Source organism: Tardiphaga sp. 841_E9_N1_2 (assembly GCF_051811065.1).
Classification (GTDB): domain Bacteria; phylum Pseudomonadota; class Alphaproteobacteria; order Rhizobiales; family Xanthobacteraceae; genus Tardiphaga; species Tardiphaga robiniae.
In genome coordinates this window covers 501,471-521,625 of sequence record NZ_JBPWQC010000001.1, presented here as the reverse complement: position 1 = coordinate 521,625, position 20,155 = coordinate 501,471, and the positions used below count along the sequence as shown (strand labels likewise).

Genomic DNA, 20,155 nt, shown 5'->3' with positions numbered 1-20,155 from the left:
GTGATCAGAGAGCCCGGTATGATCGATACTTTCCCGCTGGAGGGGGGTGGCGCGGGCCGCGCCAGAATCAGAGTGTAGCGCAATCCCCTTCCCCGCGAAATTGCCGATACTCAATCGCCCGCCATCAATTCTCCCTCTTCGCCCGCGAATGACACGCCATGATGATCAACCGACGAACATTGCTGGCGGCTGCGCCGGCGCTCATGGCTTGGCCGGCCTTTGCCAAGGAAGCGGCAAAGGACGCACCGGCGGCGTTGCAAGCTTATGAACGCGACACCGGCGGCCGGATCGGCGTCTATGCCGAGAACCTGAAGACGGGCGCAAAGATCACGTGGCGCGCCCATGAGCGCTTCGTGATGTGCAGTACGTTCAAGGCCTCGCTCGCCGCCTGCTTGCTCGCCCGCATCGACCGCGGCGAGGACAAACCCGATCAGATGATTTCCTACGCCGCGGCGGACCTGCTCGACTACGCGCCGGTCGCGCGCGACAATCTCGCCAAGGGCGCGCTGTCGGTGGCCGACATGTGCAAGGCCATCGTCGAACTCAGCGACAACACCTGCGCCAACATGCTGCTGGCGCGTGTCGGCGGTCCGGCCGCCCTCACCGCTTTCTGGAATAGGACTGGCGATAGCGTCTCGCGCCTCGATCACAACGAGCCGTTATTGAACCGCTCGCGACCCGGCAATCCGCAGGACACAACCACGCCTGCCGCAATGGCCGGCAACGTCAAACGCTTCGTGACCGGCAATGTGCTGACGCCCACGTCGCGAGATCAGCTCACCGACTGGATGGTGAACTGCAAGACCGGCGACAAGCGCCTGCGCGCCGGACTGCCGAAGACATGGAAGATCGGCGACAAGACCGGCAATAACGGCAAGGACGCCGCCGGCGACATCGCCGTGACCTGGCCGAAGCCAGACCAGCCCGTCGTCATCGCCGCCTATACGCAGGGCGGCACACCGACGGCTCCACAATTGGAGACGGTGTTCACGGCGATTGGCGAGATGGTCGGGCAGAGGCTGGGATAGGCTGCACGGCCATTGCAGTATCCGGCTTTGAACGCGACATCGTTCCGATGACAATCCCGCCAAGGATCATGGCCATCGCTGCGATCAGCGACAGCTCGATCGCCTCGCCCAGCACCAGCGCGGAAATCGCAACGCCCATTACCGGCGTTGCCAGCAGGCCGAGCGACGTGATGGTCGCCGGCAGGCTGCGGTTGATGATCACCATCGCCCAATGCGCCAGCGCCGTGCCGAAGATCCCGCCGAACAGCAATGCGCCGACGAGTTCGCGCGTCCAGGCGATATCGGGAACGCCTTCGCGCATCAGCGCCAGCACGGTCAGCAGCACGCTCGCGAGCAGCGCCTGCCAGAACACCAGTTGAAACGGCTCGGAGATCCAGCGGTGGCCACGGACATAGACGATGTTCGCCGCCCAGCACAGCGCCGCGAGCAACAGCAGCCCGCTGCCGATCAGCGCATTGCCGTTGCTCCAGTCGAATGCCGACGGGTTGAACATGACGGCGATGCCGGCAAGCCCGAGCGCGATGCCCGCGAGACGTTCTCGCGGAACGGGTTCGCGCAGCAGCAACCACGCAGCAGGCGCAACCCAGAGCGGCGTGGTGTAGCCGAGCACGATGGAGCGCCCGACCGGCACGAATTGCAGACCGAAGGCAACGAGCACCGAGAATAGGCCCATATGCAGCACCGCGACACTGACGATCACCGGCATGTCGCCGCGCCGCGGCACGATGAATTGCCGGCGCGCCAGCGTAATCGCCGCAAGAGCGAGCGTTGCAATCACGGCGCGGATGGCCACCGACCACAGCGGCGAAATATGCTGCACCAGAAATTTCGTCAGCGTCCAGTTCAGCCCCCACATGGTCACGACGACAGCAAACAACAGCAGCGCCGTGCGGCGCGACAGGGGATGTTCGGACATGGCTTCATCTCACGGCTTCGGTGCATGGCGCACTCGACAGACCGAGGACACTAGGTTTTACTGGCCCCAATCAAAGATCCATTCCAGTAAAAATAACTGAGCCAGTTTGATGGGCGACATTCTCGCAGGGTTGATCGATATCGCGCGCGGATCCGCGAGCGGCGAGACGTTGACGCGGCAGCTCTATGATCAGCTCCGCGCGGCGATCTTGAGCGGCGCGCTGCCGCCGGGCCATCGCCTGCCGTCGAGCCGCGACTGCGCGCTGCAGCTCGGCCTCGCGCGCAACACCGTCTCCGTGGTCATCGATCAGCTGGCCATGGAAGGCTATCTCGACGTCGCGCAGGGACGACGCCCGACGGTGGCTGCCGCCGAGCGCAAGGCGTTGCTGACCGGGCGCAACATTGCAGCCAAGAAAGCGAAGCCGCTCGGCCTGTCGCGCTGGGCCGAGCGCGTGCAGAAGTCGGATTGGCCGTTCATCAACAAAGGGCGGCCACTGCTGTTGGCCCCGGCGCTGGCAGATGCGCGGCTATTTCCCCACGACATCTGGGCGCGCTGCCTGCGCCGCGCGGCGCGACGCGGATCGACCGGCGATCCCGCCATCAATCGCGCCTCGTTGCGCAACGCCCTGCTCCGCCATCTCATCGCCTATCGCGGCGTGCGGGCCGAGGCACGACAGATCATCCTGATGCCATCGGCGCAGTCTGCGCTTGAACTCATCGCGCGCGTGTTACTCGATGCCGGCGATCTCGCTTGGGTCGAAAGCCCCGGCTATGGCGGCGCATATGCGGCGCTCAATGCGGCCGGCGCGACCATGCGCGGCATTTCGCTGGATGGCAGCGGCCTCTCCATCAAAGGCCGGCGCGATCGCCCGCGGCTGATCTTCGTGACCCCGTCGCATCAGCATCCCACCGGACGGCTGATGCCTGTGAGCCGGCGGCAGCAATTGCTTGCATTTGCCAATGACATCGGGGCTGCCATCGTCGAGGACGACTATGACAGCGAATTCCACTATGACGGCCGCCCCGTCGCCGCCCTGCAGGGCCTCGATGACAGCGGCCGCGTGTTCTATGTGGGCACGTTCTCGAAACCGATGTTCGCGGATGTGCGCAGCGGCTACGCCATCGTGCCGCCGGATCTTGCCGACCTGTTCGAAAAGGCGCAGCGCCACGGCAGCCATATCGTGCCGGCGCCGGTGCAGGATGCGCTGGCCGAATTCATCGACGACGGTCACTTCGCAGCGCACATCCGCAAGATGACGCGTGTCTATCGCAGCAGGCGCGATCACCTGCTGCAGGCACTGCAAATTCATGCCGGCGATCACCTGACGATCGAGCCACCTGCCGGAGGCATGCAGCTTCTGGCCTATCTCGATCCCCGGCGCGACGACCGCGCCATTTCGGCCCGCCTTGCCGAGCTCGGCGTGACGGCCCGCCCGCTCTCCATGTATTTTGCCGGTCCCGTCACAGGCCAGGGATTGTTCATGGGCTTTTCCGCCTGGAACGAACAGGAGATCGACAAGGCCGCGGCCATCGTCGGACAGGTGCTGCGCGAGACCGCCACGCCGCGCGGCCGCTCTGGCAAAGCACCGAAACGGCCGCAGGGCTGACGCTGTCCTACGCGGCTGCAGCCAGCTTCTTTTCCACGGCAAGCGCAGCCGGAAGCGGTCGCCACAGTACCGTCATTTCCTGGATCAGACCGGCGTCGTTCAGACGCCAGTAGTCGACACCGTCGAGCTGTTCCGTGCCGACGGTGATGCCGAAGAACGCCGACACATGTTCCGGGCCCTGCAGCACTTCGCGGAACTCAAATGCATCGACGACACCCAGCAGCGCCGTGACCACCGGCCGGATCGCTGCCTTGCCCTTGAACGGCTCGGCGGCAAGCGGCGTCTTCAGCACGATGTCGTCGGCCATATGCGAGAGCATGGCATCGAGGTCTTTGCGCTGCATCGCTTGGGTAAATGCATGGATGTGCGTGAGGTTCATGATCATGATCCTTTCGATCATATTAGAAGCGGCTTGCGCAACTCACTCCGCCGCTGTCGGCACGATGATGCCAAGCTTCGTCGCGATGCGTTGTGCGGTGACCTCGCGTTGCGCGGTGATCTTCGCCACCGACTGACGGGTCTGCGCCAGCACCGTCGCCGGTGCGGTTTCGGGCGTGCCGCTGTTGAACGGCGGCTGTGGCGCATATTCCATGAACAGCTGAATTCCCTGCGCCACCTCGTCGCCGCGCAATTCCGCAGCCAGACGCAGCGCGCCATCGATGCCCGACGTCACGCCGGCGGCGAAGATCCAGTCGCCGTCGATCACCACGCGCTCGTTGACCGGCGTTGCGCCGAAATAGCGCAAGAGATGAAACGATGCCCAATGCGTGGTCGCGCGGCGCCCCATCAGCAGGCCCGCAGCGCCGCAGATCAGCGCGCCGGTGCAGACCGAAAAGATTCGAGCATGTCCGGCCTGCTGACGGAGCCAATCGAGCACAACCGTATCGTCCATCAGCGCTTCCTGGCCGAAGCCGCCGGGCACATGCAGCACGTCGAGCTGGGGCGCGTCGCCAATGGCGGCATCCGGCGTAATACGGAGCCCCCTGTAGTCGCGCACGGGATCGGTGGTCTTGCCATAGATTCGATAGGTCGAATTCGGGATCCGCGACAGCACTTCGAACGGGCCGGTGAGATCGATCTGGTCAAGCCCCTCAAACAACAGCGAGCCGATCTGGAGATGTTGGTCTGGCGGGATCATGGAATGCTCCAAGCATTTGTGAATGGACAAGCCGAACCTAGCCCGGCACAGTCTGGCGAATATGCCAAAGACCCCTCGTTCTCCGCCAAACTCTGTTGCGGCGGTTCCGCGCGTTATCGACGTGCTGGCCTTCCCGTCGGTGCAACTGCTCGACGTGTCCGGCCCGCTGCAGGTCTTCGCCACGGTCAATGAGATCATGCAGCGCAAGGGACAACCCACGCCCTATAGGCTGCGCGTGATCGCGCGCGGCGGCCATAGTGTGACCGCCTCTGCCGGACTTGGCCTCGCCGTGAGCGATCTGCCGCGCCAGGCCGAACCGATCGACACGCTGTTGATTGCCGGCGGTCCCGGCGTCCATGCCGCCGCTTCCGATCCCGCTATGGTCGCCTGGGTGCGCAAGCGCGCGGCCAAGGCGCGGCGCACCGCCTCGGTCTGCACCGGCGCCTTCCTGCTCGCCTCAACCGGCCTACTGGACGGCCGCCGTGCCGCGACCCACTGGTCCTGGTGTTCCGAGCTGGCGCAGCGCTTCCCCGACGTGCATGTGGAGTCCGATCCGATCTTCGTGCGCGACGGCGCGTTCTGGACGTCAGCTGGCGTGACCGCTGGGATCGATCTCGCGCTGGCATTGGTGGAGGAAGACCTCGGGCGCAGCGTCGCGCTGATGGTGGCGCGTCACCTCGTGGTGTTTCTCAAGCGCCCCGGCGGCCAGTCACAATTCAGCGCGGCATTGTCGCTGCAGACCGCGGACGACAAGTTCGGCGCGCTGCATGAGTGGATCGGCAAGCATCTCGCCGACGACATTTCGCTACCCATGCTGGCCGAACAGGCCGGCATGAGCGAGCGCAGCTTCAGCCGGCACTATGCGGACGCCACCGGCATCACGCCCGCCCGCGCCGTCGAGCAGTTGCGCGTCGAAGCCGCACGGCGGCTGCTCTCGGAAACGAAACTGCCGGTGAAACGCATTTCGCAACGCTGCGGCTTCGGTTCCGAAGAAACGATGCGACGCAGCTTCCTGCGATTGCTTTCTGCTACGCCACAGGATTATCGCGCGCGTTTCAGTTCCTGAATGTCGCGATCGGGCCTTCTGCCACCCTGGTAAGCATGTCTGCCGCGCAAACCGTCCGGCTTGCTGCCGCAACAGGGCGGGATTAGGCTGGCATCAGCCAAACGCCAAAACACTGCCAGTCAATCCGGGAGCACTCACCATGTCACCAGCCGAAGCCCGCCTCAAGGAAGTGCCGTCGCATATGAGCGAGGGCGAATGGGCCCAGCGCGTCAATCTCGCCGCTGCCTATCGCCTCGTTGCGCTCTACGGCTGGGACGATCTCATCGACACCCACATCTCCGCCCGCGTGCCCGGCCCCGACCATCACTTCCTGATCAATCCCTATGGCCTGATCTTCGAAGAGATCACGGCATCGTCGCTGGTCAAGGTCGATCTCGACGGCAACCAGCTCTCCGAAAGCGAATACAGCATCAACCCGGCCGGCTTCACCATCCATTCGGCAATCCACGAAGTCCGCGAAGACGCCGGCTGCGTGATGCATCTGCACACGCCGGACGGCACAGCCGTGGCCTCCTGCATGGAAGGCCTGCAGCCACTGAACCAGACCGCCCAGCTCGTGATTCCGGAACTCGCCTATCACGACTATGAAGGCGTCGCGCTCGATCACGACGAACGCCCCCGCCTGCAGAAGGATCTCGGCACCAAGAACGCCATGCTGCTGCGCAATCACGGCACGCTGACCGTTGGCCGCTCGGTCGCCTCGGCCTTCGAGCGCATGTATTACCTGGAACGCGCCTGCACCATGCAGGTCCGCACCCGGATGCTCGGCCCGACCGCCTATCCGGTCGACCAGATCGTCATCGACAAGAACGCCGCGCTGGTGGGCAACCCCGACAAGGCCGAATTGCGCTCGACCAAGCTGGTCTGGCCGCCGATGCTGCGCAAGCTCGACCGCCGCGATCCGTCTTACAAGACCTGAGATTTGGTGCTATAGAGAGGTTACATACCTCTACACAGTGATTCAAAACGCCGTCCAATTCCGGACGGCGTTTTTCTTTGTTTTGGTTTTCTCGTCATTCCGGGGCGCTCGCACTTGCGAGCGAACCCGAAATCCCAGCGTGTTCATCACCACGAGATTCCGGGCTCAGCCCCATCGCCTTCGGCGTTGGTTCTGCCCCGGAATGACAGGATGGATCACGGCCGCATGAACGCAAAGTCGGTGTCGGGATCGCAATTATCGGCAACGAAATGCAGCTCCGACTGCACGTCTGTCGCGCTCCTGGTTTCGAGATATTTCGAGACCACGAGATTCACCAGGGAGCGACAGACGCTGTCCTGATCGACGCCGGCGGTCTGTGCTGCCGCCATCGCGGCAGAGAAATGAGTATTGGCGATTTCGGCTGCGGACATTGCATCCTCCCTTTTTTGTCTTTCGATCAGGAAAGCCTGACGCAAGCCTTGATGTGGGTCAACGCGCAGCCATACTCGTCATTCCGGGGCGGAACGGGCGCCGAAGGCGACAGGACCGAACCCGGAATCCCGCAGTGATGAACACGTCGAGATTCCGGGTTCGCGATCGCCAAGTGGCGCTCGCGCCCTGGAATGACGAATGTGTAGCTTACTTCTTCACATCCGCCAGCGCCGCAATGATCCGCGCCCACGACCGGATGCCCTTGTGGAAGCTCTTGAGGTCGTACTTCTCGTTCGGCGAATGGATATTGTCGTCATCGAGGCCGAAGCCGATCAGGAGCGAGTCCAGTCCGAGCGTGCGCTTGAAATCCGCGACGATGGGAATCGACGCACCTGAGCCGATCAGCAGCGCCTGCTTGCCCCATTCGTCGGTCAGCGCATCGCGCGCCGCCGCCAGCGGCTTCATATTCCAGTCGAGCGCGATCGCCGGCGCATTGGAATGATCAAGAAACTCCGCGGTGCAATCGCCGGGCAATTGCGACGTGACGAAAGCGCGGAACGCATCGCGGATCTTGCCGGGGTCCTGGCCCTCGACGATGCGGAACGAAACCTTGGCGGAGGCATGCGAGGCGATCACCGTCTTGGAGCCCTCGCCCGTGTACCCACCGACGATGCCGTTGATATCGCAGGTCGGACGCGACGTGATCTGTTCGATCAGTTCGCGGCCCTTCTCGCCGGCCGGAATAGAGAGACCGATCGGCTTCAAGAATGACTCCGCGGTGAGACCGAGGCCCTTCCACTGCGCCAGAATATCGGCAGGCAGATCCTTCACGCCATCATAGAAGCCGGGAATGGTGATGCGGCCATTGTCGTCATGCAGCTTGCCGAGAATATTGGTCAGCACGCGGATCGGATTGCGCGCACCGCCGCCATAGATCCCGGAATGCAGATCGCGGTTGGCCGCGGTGATCTTCACCTCTTCATAGACGAGCCCGCGCAGCGACGTGGTGATCGCCGGGGTCGACGGGTCCCACATGCCGGTGTCGCAGACCACCGCGAAATCGGCGGCGAGATCCTTCTTGTTGGCTTCGAGGAACGGCACGAAATTCTTCGAGCCGACCTCCTCCTCGCCTTCGATGCAGATGGTGAGATCGATGGGCAGCGAGCCCGTGACATTCACCCAGGCCCGGCAGGCTTCCACGAAGGTCGAAAGCTGGCCCTTGTCGTCCTGCGCACCGCGCGCAACGATGATGTCGCGGCCATCGGCATGTTTGGTGACGACCGGTTCAAACGGCGGACGATGCCACAGGTTCAGCGGATCGACCGGCTGAACGTCGTAATGACCATAGAACAGAACATGCGGCCGCTTGCCGGTGTTGCCCTTGGCGGTGGCGACGATAGCGGGATGGCCCGCCGTCGGCCGTACCTCGGCGTTGAAGCCCAGGCCCTCGATCTCGCCGGCCAGATGCTTTGCCGCCGCCTTGCAGTCCTCGGCGTAAGCCGGATCGGCGGAAATCGACTGGATCCGCAACAGCGCGAACAACCGCTCCAGGGCCTTGTCGAAATCGGCATCGACGCGATCGAGAACGGATGCAAGCTGCGTATTGGACATGAGCGAATTTCCTTAAGCGTGATGGTCCGGAATTTCGGTGGAATCTAGCAGCACCGGCGGGTGGTGCATATGCCAGATCAAGCCGCCTGCCAGCAGCGCGGTCGCCAGCAGATTATTGCCCCAGGCCTGCAGCATGGCCGGGAATACCGGGATCGACAGCGCCATCAGCACGCCGACGACGCCGAGCAGCCACCATGTCCCAGTTCGCACATTCGGGCGGGGATCATCGGCGGCGCGATGCATCAGCACCGTGAGCGGCAGGAACAGCCACATGAAGTAATATTGCCGCGCCAGCGGCGATGCCACCGTCATCAGGCAGAACAGGACGCCGAGTTCTTCGGCACGTGAACGCGGCGTGAGTTTCGATCGCGGCAAAAGCGACCAGATGAAGCCGAGACCAATCAGACCGGAGACCGCGAGCACGATCAGGTTCGCGGTTTTATAGCTGACATCGATCACGTTCATCGTGGCCGATCCACGCTTGCGATCGTCCTGGAAATAATCGATCGGCCGCACCAGACGATGCGTCATCGCGATGATCGACTGATTGACCCAGGACCAGTTCTGTTCGTCGCGCTGGCCGAAGCCTTTCTCGGAGCTGGAGCCGACCATTTCGGTGTACCAGGTCTTCACCTCGGCCGCATTGCGTTCGAAGCCGCGAAACGGCGCCGGCACGACATAGAGCAACAGCAGCGTGCAGATGATCATGCTGGCCGAGGCCGCCCAGTGCCGCCGCCAGATCAGATAGGGTAGCACCGCCACCGGAAACACCTTGATAGCGGTTGCCAGCGCGAACATGCTGCCGCCGAGCCACGGCCGATCCTTCTGCATCCACCAGAAGCCGAGCAGCATCATCGCCAGCAGCACGAGATTGGGCTGGCCGAGATCGTACATGTCGAACACGAAGGTGATGGTCGCAAAGCCCGGCAGCGCCGCAAGCCACGCCGCCGGAATCTTCTTCGAGCCGGTCATGGCATTGGACAGCTGGCTGGTGATCGCCCAGGCCGCCGAATTCAGGATCGAGAGCAAGAGATAAAGCGGGACCTTGCCGAACCAGCTCGGGAGCGCCAGCAAGACCGCGGACAGCGGTGGATAGATGAAGTCCAGCGCCCCATTGGTCTTCGCCTCATAGAGCGGCGCACCATGCAGCACCTGCCGCCCAGCCCAGAACCACAGCGCGTAGTCCTTGGTCTTGCCGTTGCCGAAGATTTCCGGAACGAGCACATCCGCCGTCAGCAGGACGCAGGTGATCAGGAACAGCACGTCGAGCGGCTGCCGCAAGGACGGCCACCGCAAAACCGGCATTTCGCCGTCACTTTTCGTCACTTCGCAGTCCCGCTTCAAAGACGCGCCAAGGCAGCGCGTTCAGACCGCGGTGGGTAGCAGATGGCGCCGGACCTGCAAAGGCGCAGGCCGGCGTATACCGACGTGGTGAATGGCACTTACCGCTTCAAAATCCCGCCCAGCGTCCCGCGTACGATCTCGCGGCCGATCGAACTGCCCAGCGAGCCGCCCACCTGCTTGCCGATATTGGCGACGATGCCGCCGACCACCTTGTTGGTCACGCTGCGGGTGACGCTGCGCGCAATCACCTGGCCGGTGGAGAGCCTGTTGCGGCCGGTATTGGTGCCGAAGATGGTGCCGACGATGGCACCGAGCTGGCCCAAAAATCCACCACCACCGCCACCACCGCCCGCCGCGTCGCCAGCCTCGGCGGGCGTCGCCGCCGTCCCGGCGATGCGCTTCTGCAGCGTCTCGTAGGCGGATTCGGAATCGATCGCGGTGTCGTATTTGCCTTTCACCGGGCTCGCCGCGAGGATTGCCTTGCGCTCCTCAGGCGTGATCGGCCCGATCCGTGCGGTCGGCGGACGCACCATGATGCGTTCGACCATTGCAGGCGTGCCGTTGCCTTCGAGGAATGAGACCAGTGCCTCGCCCTTGCCGAGTTCGGTGATGACCGTGGCCGTATCGAGTTTCGGATTGGCACGGAAGGTCTGTGCTGCCGCCTGCACAGCCTTCTGATCGCGTGGCGTGAAGGCGCGCAAGGCGTGCTGAACGCGGTTGCCGAGCTGGGCGAGTACGCGATCGGGCACATCGATCGGGTTCTGGGTGACGAAATAGACGCCGACACCCTTGGAGCGGATCAGGCGCACCACCTGTTCGATCTTGTCGAGCAGCGCCTTCGGCGCATCGTTGAACAAGAGATGCGCTTCGTCGAAGAAGAACACCAGTTTGGGCTTCGGCAGATCGCCGACTTCAGGCAATTCCTCGAACAGTTCCGAAAGCAGCCACAGCAGGAAGGTTGCGTAGAGCCGCGGGCTCGACATCAGCTTGTCGGCGACGAGGATATTGACCATGCCGCGGCCGTCGCGGTCGGTTTTCAGAAAATCTTTCAGCTCCAGCGCCGGCTCCCCGAAGAATTTATCGGCGCCCTGGTTCTCCAGCACGAGCAATTGGCGCTGGATGGTGCCGATCGTCGCCTTGGTGACGTTTCCAAAGCTCAAGGCCGACTTGCGGACATCGGCGAGTGGATCGACCTCGTCTTTCTTGGCGGTCATCGGCACGATAGCATCCAGCAGTGCGCGCAGATCCTTCATGTCGAGCAGCGTCAGGCCGTTCTCGTCGGCGACGCGGAAGGCGACGTTGAGCACGCCTTCCTGCACATCGTTGAGATCGAGCAGCCGCGCCAGCAATAGTGGCCCCATCTCCGAAATGGTCGCGCGCACGGGATGACCTTGCTCGCCGAACACGTCCCAGAACACGGTCGAGAACTGATCGGGCTGAAACGTCAGCGCCATCTCCTTGGCGCGCTGCAAAATGAAGTCCTTGCCCTCGCCGACTTCGGCGATACCCGAGAGGTCGCCCTTGATGTCCGCAGCGAAGACCGGCACACCGGCACGTGCAAAGCCCTCCGCCATCACCTGCAGCGATACGGTTTTACCTGTTCCCGTCGCGCCCGTGACGAGACCGTGGCGATTGCCGAGGGCCAGCGTCAGCCATGCCGGTTGGTCGCCCTTGCCGATGAAGATCTTGCCGTCGGTATCGCCTGACTTCAGTTCGGTGGTCGCCATCGGATCGCCTCTGTCGCGCGCATCAAGAAAAAGATTTCAAAAAAATTTGCGGCTCACCATGATCTTACCGCATCTTGGCGAGCGATTGAAACGCAAAGCATTCCCGACACACCTGAAACCCGTCCGTCGTTCCCAGGACGAAACACAAGCCGTATCTTTTTGCTCTTTCCAAAGTACGGCGCTGTCGCATCTGCGAACAATTGACCAAAATTTCACGTTTGCTCTTGCATTGGTGCAACACTCGATACGCGATCACACTGAATCGCACGTCGGGCGAGTTGGCGCGCTTGTAATTCGAATCACAGCGGCTCAAGATCACTTTTCAACATAAGGGCATCGGCACTCAACCGATGTGAGGCGGGGCATCATGGACGAATTGATCAAAGCGCTGACCGCAAAGGTCGGCATCGACGAAGCTGTGGCTGAAAAGGCTGTCGGCATTATCTTGGGGTTCCTGCGCAAGGAAGCACCGGCCGCGCCGGTCAATGCGCTCATCGAAAAAATTCCGGGTGCGGATGCAGCCATCGCATCGTCAGAGGGCGGTGGTGGATTGAGCAGCCTGATGGGCGGCGGCATCATGGCCCTGGGCAGCAAGCTGATGGGTCTTGGCCTCGGCATGGGCGAGATCCAGAGCGTCGCGCGCGAACTGTTCAAGTTCGGCCGCGAGAAGATCGGCGCGGATGCCATGGACGAGATCGTTGCCGGCACACCTGGCCTGAGCCAGTTCTCCTGACCGTCTGTTACGTCAGCAGCCGCGCGTAAGCGTCCAGCATCTTCATACGTCCGATCTTCATACGTCTGAGTACCATGACATATCCCATCTCCAAGATTGACGGTTTGACGGCCTTCGCCGCGACCAAACTGAAAAAGGCAGGCATCCGCACCATGGAGGGGCTGCTGGACGCCGCTCACTCCGCGAAGTGCCGCAAGGAACTCGCTGCCAAGACCGGGTTCAGCGAACAGCAACTGCTCGAATGGGCGAACCTCGCCGACTACCTGCGCATCCCCGGTATGGGCAAGGCCAAGGCCGAACTGCTCCGCGCCTCCGGCGTCAACACGGTACGCGAATTGACCCACCGCAATCCCGCCCGCCTGGCTCAGGCGATGCGCGACGCCAACGACAAGCGCAAGCTGGTCCGGGTGATGCCCTCGGAGAAGTCGGTCGGCGACCTGATCGAAAAGGCCCGCCAGCTGCCGCTGAAGATTTCGTATTAAGCCTCTCGTCATTCCCCGGCACACCAATTGGTGTGCCTGAGGGCACGCGCAGCGCTAGCGGAGCGTGAACCTCAGCCACTCCGATTGGAGTGACGGGGAATCCCGAGATGGCTGAAACACCGGATCGCTTCACACTGCAAGATTCCGGGTTCGCCTGCGGCTCACGCCGCATGCGCCCCGGAATGACGTTTTGATCCATCTTGACTCCCCCCCCCTGACCGCGCAAAGCGACCTCATGATCGCGCGTCCGACCACCTCTGTTCCGACCGCCCACCCGGTGCTGGCCGCGCTGCTGGCATCGCCGGTGCCTGCCGTGATGGGCATCCTGAACGTCACCCCGGATTCCTTCTCCGATGGCGGCCAGTTCGATGCCCCCGAGCGTGCGCTGGCGCAGGCCAGGCGAATGATCGCCGAGGGCGCGGGGATCATCGACATCGGCGCCGAGTCCACGCGCCCCTATGGGTCCCGGCCTGTCACCGCCGATGAAGAATGGGCGCGGCTCGTGCCGGTGCTGGCCGACGTGGTCGCGCTCGGCACGCCGGTGTCGATCGACAGCATGAAGGCGTCCGTCGTCGCGAAAGCGCTCGCCGCCGGCGTCGCCATCGCCAATGACATCTGGGGACTGCAGCGCGATCCCGACATGGCGCGCGTCATCGCCGAGCACAGCGCGCCTGTGGTCGTCATGCATAACCGCGACGACGTCGATGGCAGCATCGATATCGTCGCCGACATGGAAGACTTTTTCGCGCGCTCGCTGGAGATCGCCGCCAGGGCCGGCATCCCCGCGGGCCACATCGTACTCGACCCCGGCATCGGCTTCGGCAAGACGCCTGAGCAGAGCATGATTGCGCTGGCGCGATTCGACGCGCTGACCAGCTTCGGCCTGCCGGTGCTGATCGCCGCCTCGCGCAAGAAATTCATATCGACCGTCGTGCCGTCGGAGCCACAGCAGCGCATTGGCGGATCGCTCGCCGCGCATCTGCTGGCGGTGCGGCACGGCGCCAAGATCGTCCGCGCCCATGACGTCGCGGAAACCGTTCAGGCCCTGCGCGTCACCGCAGCCATCGAGGACTTAAGATGACCGACATGATCTTCATCAAGGGCGTATCCGTGCATGCCCATCACGGCGTGCTCGATTACGAAGGCGTTGTCGGGCAGCGCTTCGTCATCGATCTCGAACTTGACGCCGATATCGACCTTGCCTCGCGCACCGACCGCCTTGCCGATACCGTGTCCTATGCCAATGTCGTCGCCACCGCGATCGCTGCTTTCAAGGACACCAATTACAAGCTGCTGGAACGCGCCGCCGGTGCGGTAGCCGATGCGGTGCTCGCGGATTTTCCGCGTATCAGCTCCGTCAAGGTCACCGTGCACAAGCCGCACGCGCCGATCGCCGCGATCTTCGACGATGTCGGCGTGGTGCTGCGCAGATCGCGGGCGTAACCGATGGCCAGCGTCCTCATCGCGCTCGGCGGCAATGTCGGCGATGTCCGCACGACGTTCCGCAAGGCGATCGGCAATATCTGCGGCATGACGCAGGCCGCGTTGATCGAACGCTCGGCAGACTACAGCACGCCGCCGGTGGGCGATGTGCCGCAGGACCACTTCGTCAATGCGGCAATAGAGATCGAGACCGAACTCGATCCGCACGCGCTGTTGTTCACGCTGCACAGGATTGAACACAAGTTCGGCCGCAACCGCGTTGCCGAGGGGCACTGGGGTCCGCGTCCGCTCGATCTCGACATGATCGCCTATGACGACGTGGTCATCGCCAAGCCGGAACTGCACCTGCCGCATCCCCGCGCCACCACCCGCGCCTTCGTCCTGGTGCCGCTGGCCGAGATCGCCCCGGACCGGGTCATCGCCGGCAAGACCGTTGCCGAGCATCTGAAGGCCCTCTCAACCGACGGCATCGAGAAGCTGCCGGATCTGGATTGAGCGCCAACACGCCGGAACTATCCTCACAAGATCACTCGCAGATCCCACGGCGCGACCAGCTCGGACCAGATTGGTTTAGCTCTGTGCCCCGCCCCTCACCCGTCGCGGACTTCGTCCGCGCCACCCTCTCCCCGCGCATTGCGGGGAGAGGGAAACGGCCGCGCTTCCCGGCTCCACGCGCCAATTCCGCGCATCCCCATGCTCGAACAGCCATTGGCAACCCCTTCTCGGCATGGCATTTTCCGGCTCAACCACGAAGCAATACCGGGAGTGAAGTTCCTCAATGTCGACTGCGACTGACGACCTGCGGCTGGCCGCCGATTTTGCGCCTGCGAGTTACGATGACTGGCGCAAGCTCGTCGATGGCGTGCTGAAAGGCGCGCCGTTCGAGAAGCTGATCAGCAAGACCTATGACGGCGTCAAGATCCAGCCGATCTATCCGCGCGCCCAGGATGCGGCGCCGATTGCCGGCCGGCCGGCCGCGGCGCCATGGCAGATCATGCAGCGGATCGACCACCCCGATGCCGCGAAGTCGAACAAGCAGGCCCTGCACGATCTCGAAAACGGCGCCACTGGTCTCACGCTGGTGTTCGAAGGCGCCAATGGCGCGCGTGGCTTCGGCCTCGTCGCGTCGCCCGACACCATCGAGACGCTGTTCGACGGCATTTACCTCGACGCCGGCATCGGCATCGAACTCCATGCCGGCCCGCAGTCGCGCATGGCCGTGACGCATCTGGCCGATTACATCAAGACGAAGGGCATCGATCCCGCCACATGCGACATCCGCTTTGGTCTCGATCCCATCGGCGCCACCGCAGTATGGGGCACCAGCGCCTATAACTGGTGGGAGATGGCGCCCGCCGTCACCGACACCATCAAGAAGCTCGCCGCGCAAGGCTTCAAGGGCCCGTTCGCCGTCGCCGACGGCCGCATCATTCACGATGCCGGCGGCTCCGAAGTGCAGGAGCTGTCCTACGTCCTCGCAGTGATGGTGTCCTATCTGCGCGCGATGGAAGACCATAACATTCCGCTCGAGACGGCCCGCGGCATGGTCTATGCGCGTCTCGCGGCTGATGCCGATCAATTTCTCACCATGGCGAAATTCCGCGCGCTGCGCCTGCTCTGGGCGCGCATCGAGGAAAGCTGTGGCCTCGCGCCGAAGCCGCTGTTCATCGCTGCCGATACCGCATGGCGCATGCTCACGCAGCGCGATCCCTATGTGAATATGTTGCGTGCGACCATGGCGACCTTCGCCGCCGGTCTCGGCGGTGCCAACTCCATCTGCGTGCTGCCGCACACGCTGGCCCTCGGCCTGCCCGACGGTTTCGCACGCCGTGCTGCGCGCAACACCCAACTGGTGCTGCTGGAAGAGTCCAATCTCGCCAAGGTCACCGATCCCGCCGCCGGTGCCGGCGGCATCGAGGCGCTGACGCGCGAACTGTGCGACGCCGCATGGGCGCAGTTCCAGGACATCGAGAAAGCCGGCGGCGCTTTCCCGGCGCTTGGCAACAATGTGATCCAGCCGAAGGTCGCCGCCACCCGCGCTGCACGTCAGGCCAGCGTCGCCAAGCGCCGCGAAGTGCTCACCGGCGCCAGCGAATTCCCGAACCTGCATGAGGCCCGCGCCACCGTGCTGAAGGTGAAGCCGATCCCCGGCAAGCCCTATGGCAAGGACAAGATCAAGTTCAACCCGCTGGAACCGATCCGGCTGGCCTCGCCCTTCGAGGCGCTGCGCGACAAGTCGGATCATCTGCTGGCGCGCAAGGGTGCCCGTCCGAAAGTGTTTCTGGCCAATCTCGGCACGCCGGCCGATTTCACGGCCCGCGCGACCTTCGCCAAGAGCTTCTTCGAGACCGGCGGCATCGAAGCCCTCGACAGCGACGGGTTCGCCGATCCCGCCGTACTCGCCAAGGCCTGGAAGGCCTCCGGCGCCGCGCTGGTATGTATCTGCTCGTCCGACAAGCTCTATGCCGGCCAGGCCGCGCCCGCAGCAAAAGCGCTTCAGGCCGCCGGCGCAAAGCATATCTATCTGGCAGGCCGCCCCGGCGACCTCGAGGCGCCCTTGCGCGACGCAGGCGTTAGGGATTTTATCATTGCCGGCGGCGATGCGCTGGCGATGCTGGTGCAGGCCCACGATCTACTAAATTCGGCCTGATGGAGTAAGCCATGACGGCAACGGCGAGCAAACCCGCGCTGACCGGCGGCTGCCAATGCGGCGCGATCCGCTTTGCGCTGTCGGCTGCGCCGACCCGGGTCAGCATCTGCCATTGCCGCATGTGCCAGAAGGCCACCGGCGCGCCATTCGCCTCGTTGGCCGATATCCCGAACGAGAACTTTGCATGGACCCGCGGCAAGCCGGCGGCGTTCAAGTCATCGTCGATTGCGGAGCGCGACTTCTGCGCCAAATGCGGCACGCCGCTGAGCTATCGCGCCATCGGCGGCCCCAAAATCGAGATCATGACCGGCGCCTTCGACAGGCCGGACCGCGTGGTGCCGACGCAGCAATTCGGCACGGAGTCACGCCTGGGCTGGGTCGGCAACGTGTCGAACCTGCCGAGCAAGACGACGATGCAGAATTTCGGACCGGAGAAATGCGCGGAAGTGTTCAGCTATCAGCACCCGGATCATGATTGAGATGATGGGAACTGACTCATGTCTCACCAACACGAGCTGGATAAACTCGAAGCGGAGCGAGCCCGCTTGCAGTCGATGATCGACTATCACAATCCGACACTCGATTATCGCAATCCGTCGACTTCCACGACGATCCCGCCGTTGGCCGTCGGGTTGTGTGCCGGAATGCTCTTGCTCCTCGGGTGGATTTTCGTGTCCGGAGTGATAGCAGGTGAATATAGTCTGTTGAACGTTGTCGCGCTGACCATCGTCCTGGCGCTCATGGCGTTGATCGGAATGCGCAAGATAACCGTCTTCGGCATTCCGATTACAGTATTCGAACTCATCTTTCTCGTCCCCGGCGGACAAACGGCCGGTGAACCCCAAATACGTCAACGCCTCGCTGACTGCGAAACAAGAATCAAGAAATTGAAGGAACGCCGCTCGTGAGCAAGATTCCGAACTTCGCCGAGATCGATTTCGCCGCCCGTGCCGCCGGCGCGCCGTCGCAGGGCGAACCATGGTTGACGCCCGAAGGCATCCTGGTGAAGCCGGGTTACGGCGAGGATGACGTCAATGGCATCGATTTCCTCGATACCTATCCCGGCATCGCGCCATTCCTGCGCGGCCCCTACCCGACCATGTATGTCAACCAGCCCTGGACGATCCGGCAATATGCCGGCTTCTCCACCGCGGAAGATTCCAACGCCTTCTATCGCCGTAATCTCGCCGCCGGCCAGAAGGGCCTCTCGGTCGCGTTCGATCTGGCCACCCATCGCGGCTATGACAGCGATCATCCGCGCGTCTCGGGCGATGTCGGCATGGCCGGCGTGGCGATCGACTCGATCTATGACATGCGCACGTTGTTCGCCGGTATTCCGCTCGACCAGATGAGCGTGTCGATGACCATGAACGGCGCGGTGCTGCCGATCCTCGCGCTCTATGTCGCCGCCGCCGAAGAACAGGGCGTGCCGCCGGAGAAGCTGACCGGAACGATTCAGAATGACATTCTGAAAGAGTTCATGGTGCGCAACACCTATATCTACCCGCCGACGCCCTCGATGCGGATCATCTCGGACATCTTCGCCTACACCTCGCAAAAGATGCCCAAGTACAATTCGATTTCGATCTCCGGCTATCACATGCAGGAGGCCGGCGCGACGCAGGATCTCGAACTCGCTTATACGCTGGCCGACGGCGTCGAATATCTGCGCGCGGGTCTCGCCGCGGGCATCGACGTCGACCGCTTTGCGCCGCGGCTGTCGTTCTTCTGGGCGATCGGCATGAACTTCTTCATGGAAGTCGCCAAGATGCGCGCCGCGCGGCTGCTCTGGGCCAAGCTGCTGACGCAGTTCAATCCGAAGGATCCGAAGTCGCTGTCGCTGCGCACCCATTGCCAGACCTCGGGCTGGTCGCTGACCGCGCAGGACGTCTACAACAACGTGATGCGCACCACCATCGAGGCGATGGCGGCGACGCAGGGCCACACCCAGTCACTGCACACCAATGCGCTCGATGAGGCGCTGGCGCTGCCGACCGATTTCTCGGCACGCATCGCCCGCAACACGCAGCTATTTTTGCAGCAGGAAACCGGCACCAACCGCATCATCGATCCGTGGGGCGGCTCCTATTACGTCGAGCGTCTGACACATGATCTCGCCACCAAGGCCTGGGCGCACATCCAGGAAGTGGAAGAACTCGGCGGCATGGCCAAGGCCATCGAGGCCGGCGTGCCCAAATTGCGCATCGAGGAAGCCTCGGCGAAGACCCAGGCACGCATCGATGCCGGCCGCCAGGCGGTAATCGGCGTCAACAAGTACAAGCCGGAGAATGAAGAAGCGCTCGACGTGCTCAAGGTGGAAAACTCCACCGTGCGCCGGCTGCAGATCGACAAGCTGAAGCGCCTGCGTGGCGAGCGTAGCCAGGCCGACGTCGATGCCGCTCTGGCCGCACTGACGCGCTCGGCCAAGGACGGCAACGGCAACCTGCTGGCGCTGGCCATCGATGCCGCACGCGCCAAGGCCACCGTCGGCGAAATTTCCGATGCGATGGAGAAAGTGTTCGGCCGTCACCGCGCCGAGATCAAATCCATCACCGGTGTCTACAAGCGCGAGGCGTCCACCATGAACGACAAGGTCCAGAAGGTTCAGGCGCTGATCGACGCCTTCGAGGACGCCGAGGGCCGCCGCCCGCGTATTCTCGTCGCCAAGATCGGCCAGGACGGCCACGACCGCGGCCAGAAGGTGATCGCCTCGGCCTTTGCCGATGTCGGCTTCGACGTCGATATCGGGCCGCTCTTCGCCACCGCCGACGAAGCCGCGCGGCAGGCCGTCGAAAACGACGTGCACATCCTCGGCCTCTCCTCGCTGGCCGCCGCCCATCTCACCGCGGTGCCGGAGCTGAAGGCCGCGCTCAAGAAGCAGGGCCGCGAGGACATCATGATCATCATCGGCGGCGTCGTCCCGCCGCAGGACTACGACGAACTCTACAAGGCCGGCGCGGAGGCGATCTTCCCGCCCGGCACGGTGATCTCGGAGGCGGCCGAAGAGCTGATCCACAAGCTGAATGCGCGGCTGGGCCACAGCGAGGCGGCGGAGTAAGG

General features: G+C 63.4%; 20 protein-coding genes. 13 read left to right on the top strand and 7 right to left on the bottom strand.

Translation table 11 applies throughout. From position 1 onward, the window contains the following. Nucleotides 1–158 precede the first annotated feature (158 nt). Nucleotides 159–1,028: a class A beta-lactamase gene (gene bla, locus AB8A50_RS02195; protein ID WP_439076628.1), complete on the top strand. Its 870-nt coding sequence runs from the start codon at nt 159–161 to the stop codon at nt 1,026–1,028. Here the strand turns inward: bla and AB8A50_RS02190 are convergent. Then, complete coding sequence (locus AB8A50_RS02190) at nt 988–1,944, bottom strand: DMT family transporter (protein WP_439076627.1); 957 nt, start codon at nt 1,942–1,944, stop codon at nt 988–990. The genes bla and AB8A50_RS02190 overlap by 41 nt on opposite strands. A gap of 109 nt (nt 1,945–2,053) precedes the next feature. On the opposite strand from AB8A50_RS02190, the gene AB8A50_RS02185 reads away from it, so the two are divergent. Further along, nucleotides 2,054–3,550, top strand: coding sequence for a PLP-dependent aminotransferase family protein (locus tag AB8A50_RS02185; RefSeq protein ID WP_439076625.1), 1,497 nt, complete (start codon nt 2,054–2,056; stop codon nt 3,548–3,550). A gap of 7 nt (nt 3,551–3,557) precedes the next feature. Here the strand turns inward: AB8A50_RS02185 and AB8A50_RS02180 are convergent, their stop codons facing one another. Continuing rightward, nucleotides 3,558–3,929 carry a nuclear transport factor 2 family protein gene (locus AB8A50_RS02180; protein WP_439076623.1) on the bottom strand — a complete coding sequence of 124 codons (372 nt, stop codon included), beginning with the start codon at nt 3,927–3,929 and terminating at the stop codon, nt 3,558–3,560. A 42-nt stretch (nt 3,930–3,971) separates the two neighbouring features. Then, complete coding sequence (locus tag AB8A50_RS02175) at nt 3,972–4,688, bottom strand: DJ-1/PfpI family protein (RefSeq protein WP_439076621.1); 717 nt, start codon at nt 4,686–4,688, stop codon at nt 3,972–3,974. A 61-nt stretch (nt 4,689–4,749) separates the two neighbouring features. Here AB8A50_RS02175 and AB8A50_RS02170 point away from each other — a divergent pair, with 61 nt between their 5' ends. Continuing rightward, on the top strand, nt 4,750–5,754 hold the full coding sequence (locus AB8A50_RS02170; RefSeq protein ID WP_439079905.1) for a GlxA family transcriptional regulator: 1,005 nt from the start codon (nt 4,750–4,752) through the stop codon (nt 5,752–5,754). Between the two features lie 139 nt (nt 5,755–5,893). Further along, nucleotides 5,894–6,673 (top strand): class II aldolase/adducin family protein, encoded by a 780-nt coding sequence (locus AB8A50_RS02165; RefSeq protein ID WP_089267004.1) that lies wholly within the window; start codon nt 5,894–5,896, stop codon nt 6,671–6,673. A gap of 215 nt (nt 6,674–6,888) precedes the next feature. On the opposite strand, the gene AB8A50_RS02160 is transcribed toward AB8A50_RS02165, so the two are convergent. The 4 genes from AB8A50_RS02160 to AB8A50_RS02145 form a co-directional block, all read right to left on the bottom strand. Further along, nucleotides 6,889–7,104, bottom strand: coding sequence for a hypothetical protein (locus AB8A50_RS02160; protein WP_439076619.1), 216 nt, complete (start codon nt 7,102–7,104; stop codon nt 6,889–6,891). A 208-nt stretch (nt 7,105–7,312) separates the two neighbouring features. Continuing rightward, the gene (locus AB8A50_RS02155; protein ID WP_439076617.1) at nt 7,313–8,716 is read right to left on the bottom strand and encodes a M20/M25/M40 family metallo-hydrolase; all 1,404 of its coding nucleotides are present in this window, start codon (nt 8,714–8,716) and stop codon (nt 7,313–7,315) included. A 12-nt stretch (nt 8,717–8,728) separates the two neighbouring features. After that, nucleotides 8,729–10,021 (bottom strand): glycosyltransferase family 87 protein, encoded by a 1,293-nt coding sequence (locus tag AB8A50_RS02150; RefSeq protein ID WP_439079904.1) that lies wholly within the window; start codon nt 10,019–10,021, stop codon nt 8,729–8,731. A gap of 137 nt (nt 10,022–10,158) precedes the next feature. Continuing rightward, nucleotides 10,159–11,787 (bottom strand): helicase HerA-like domain-containing protein, encoded by a 1,629-nt coding sequence (locus AB8A50_RS02145; protein ID WP_175367502.1) that lies wholly within the window; start codon nt 11,785–11,787, stop codon nt 10,159–10,161. Nucleotides 11,788–12,154: 367 nt separating this feature from the next. Between AB8A50_RS02145 and AB8A50_RS02140 the strand changes: the two genes are divergently transcribed. The 9 genes from AB8A50_RS02140 to scpA all read left to right on the top strand — a co-directional run bounded on the left by AB8A50_RS02140 (nt 12,155) and on the right by scpA (nt 20,153). Then, a complete protein-coding gene (locus AB8A50_RS02140; RefSeq protein ID WP_068734292.1) occupies nt 12,155–12,520 on the top strand; it encodes a hypothetical protein in 366 nt (121 codons plus the stop codon). A gap of 74 nt (nt 12,521–12,594) precedes the next feature. Beyond that, complete coding sequence (locus AB8A50_RS02135; RefSeq protein ID WP_068734294.1) at nt 12,595–13,002, top strand: DUF4332 domain-containing protein; 408 nt, start codon at nt 12,595–12,597, stop codon at nt 13,000–13,002. A 235-nt stretch (nt 13,003–13,237) separates the two neighbouring features. Continuing rightward, entirely contained in the window at nt 13,238–14,083 is an 846-nt protein-coding gene (gene folP / locus AB8A50_RS02130) for a dihydropteroate synthase (protein WP_439076615.1), read from the top strand. Next, nucleotides 14,080–14,445 carry a dihydroneopterin aldolase gene (gene folB, locus AB8A50_RS02125; RefSeq protein WP_089266999.1) on the top strand — a complete coding sequence of 122 codons (366 nt, stop codon included), beginning with the start codon at nt 14,080–14,082 and terminating at the stop codon, nt 14,443–14,445. The genes folP and folB overlap by 4 nt, the downstream gene beginning before the upstream one ends. 3 nt (nt 14,446–14,448) lie before the next feature. Beyond that, on the top strand, nt 14,449–14,940 hold the full coding sequence (gene folK, locus AB8A50_RS02120; RefSeq protein ID WP_439076613.1) for a 2-amino-4-hydroxy-6-hydroxymethyldihydropteridine diphosphokinase: 492 nt from the start codon (nt 14,449–14,451) through the stop codon (nt 14,938–14,940). Between the two features lie 283 nt (nt 14,941–15,223). Next, a complete protein-coding gene (locus AB8A50_RS02115) occupies nt 15,224–17,095 on the top strand; it encodes a methylmalonyl-CoA mutase family protein (protein ID WP_439076612.1) in 1,872 nt (623 codons plus the stop codon). Between the two features lie 11 nt (nt 17,096–17,106). Then, the gene (locus AB8A50_RS02110) at nt 17,107–17,574 is read left to right on the top strand and encodes a GFA family protein (protein ID WP_093759041.1); all 468 of its coding nucleotides are present in this window, start codon (nt 17,107–17,109) and stop codon (nt 17,572–17,574) included. An 18-nt stretch (nt 17,575–17,592) separates the two neighbouring features. Continuing rightward, complete coding sequence (locus tag AB8A50_RS02105; protein WP_309944810.1) at nt 17,593–18,003, top strand: hypothetical protein; 411 nt, start codon at nt 17,593–17,595, stop codon at nt 18,001–18,003. Next, entirely contained in the window at nt 18,000–20,153 is a 2,154-nt protein-coding gene (gene scpA, locus AB8A50_RS02100; protein ID WP_439076610.1) for a methylmalonyl-CoA mutase, read from the top strand. Before AB8A50_RS02105 ends, scpA begins: the two co-directional genes overlap by 4 nt. Nucleotides 20,154–20,155: the final 2 nt, after the last annotated feature.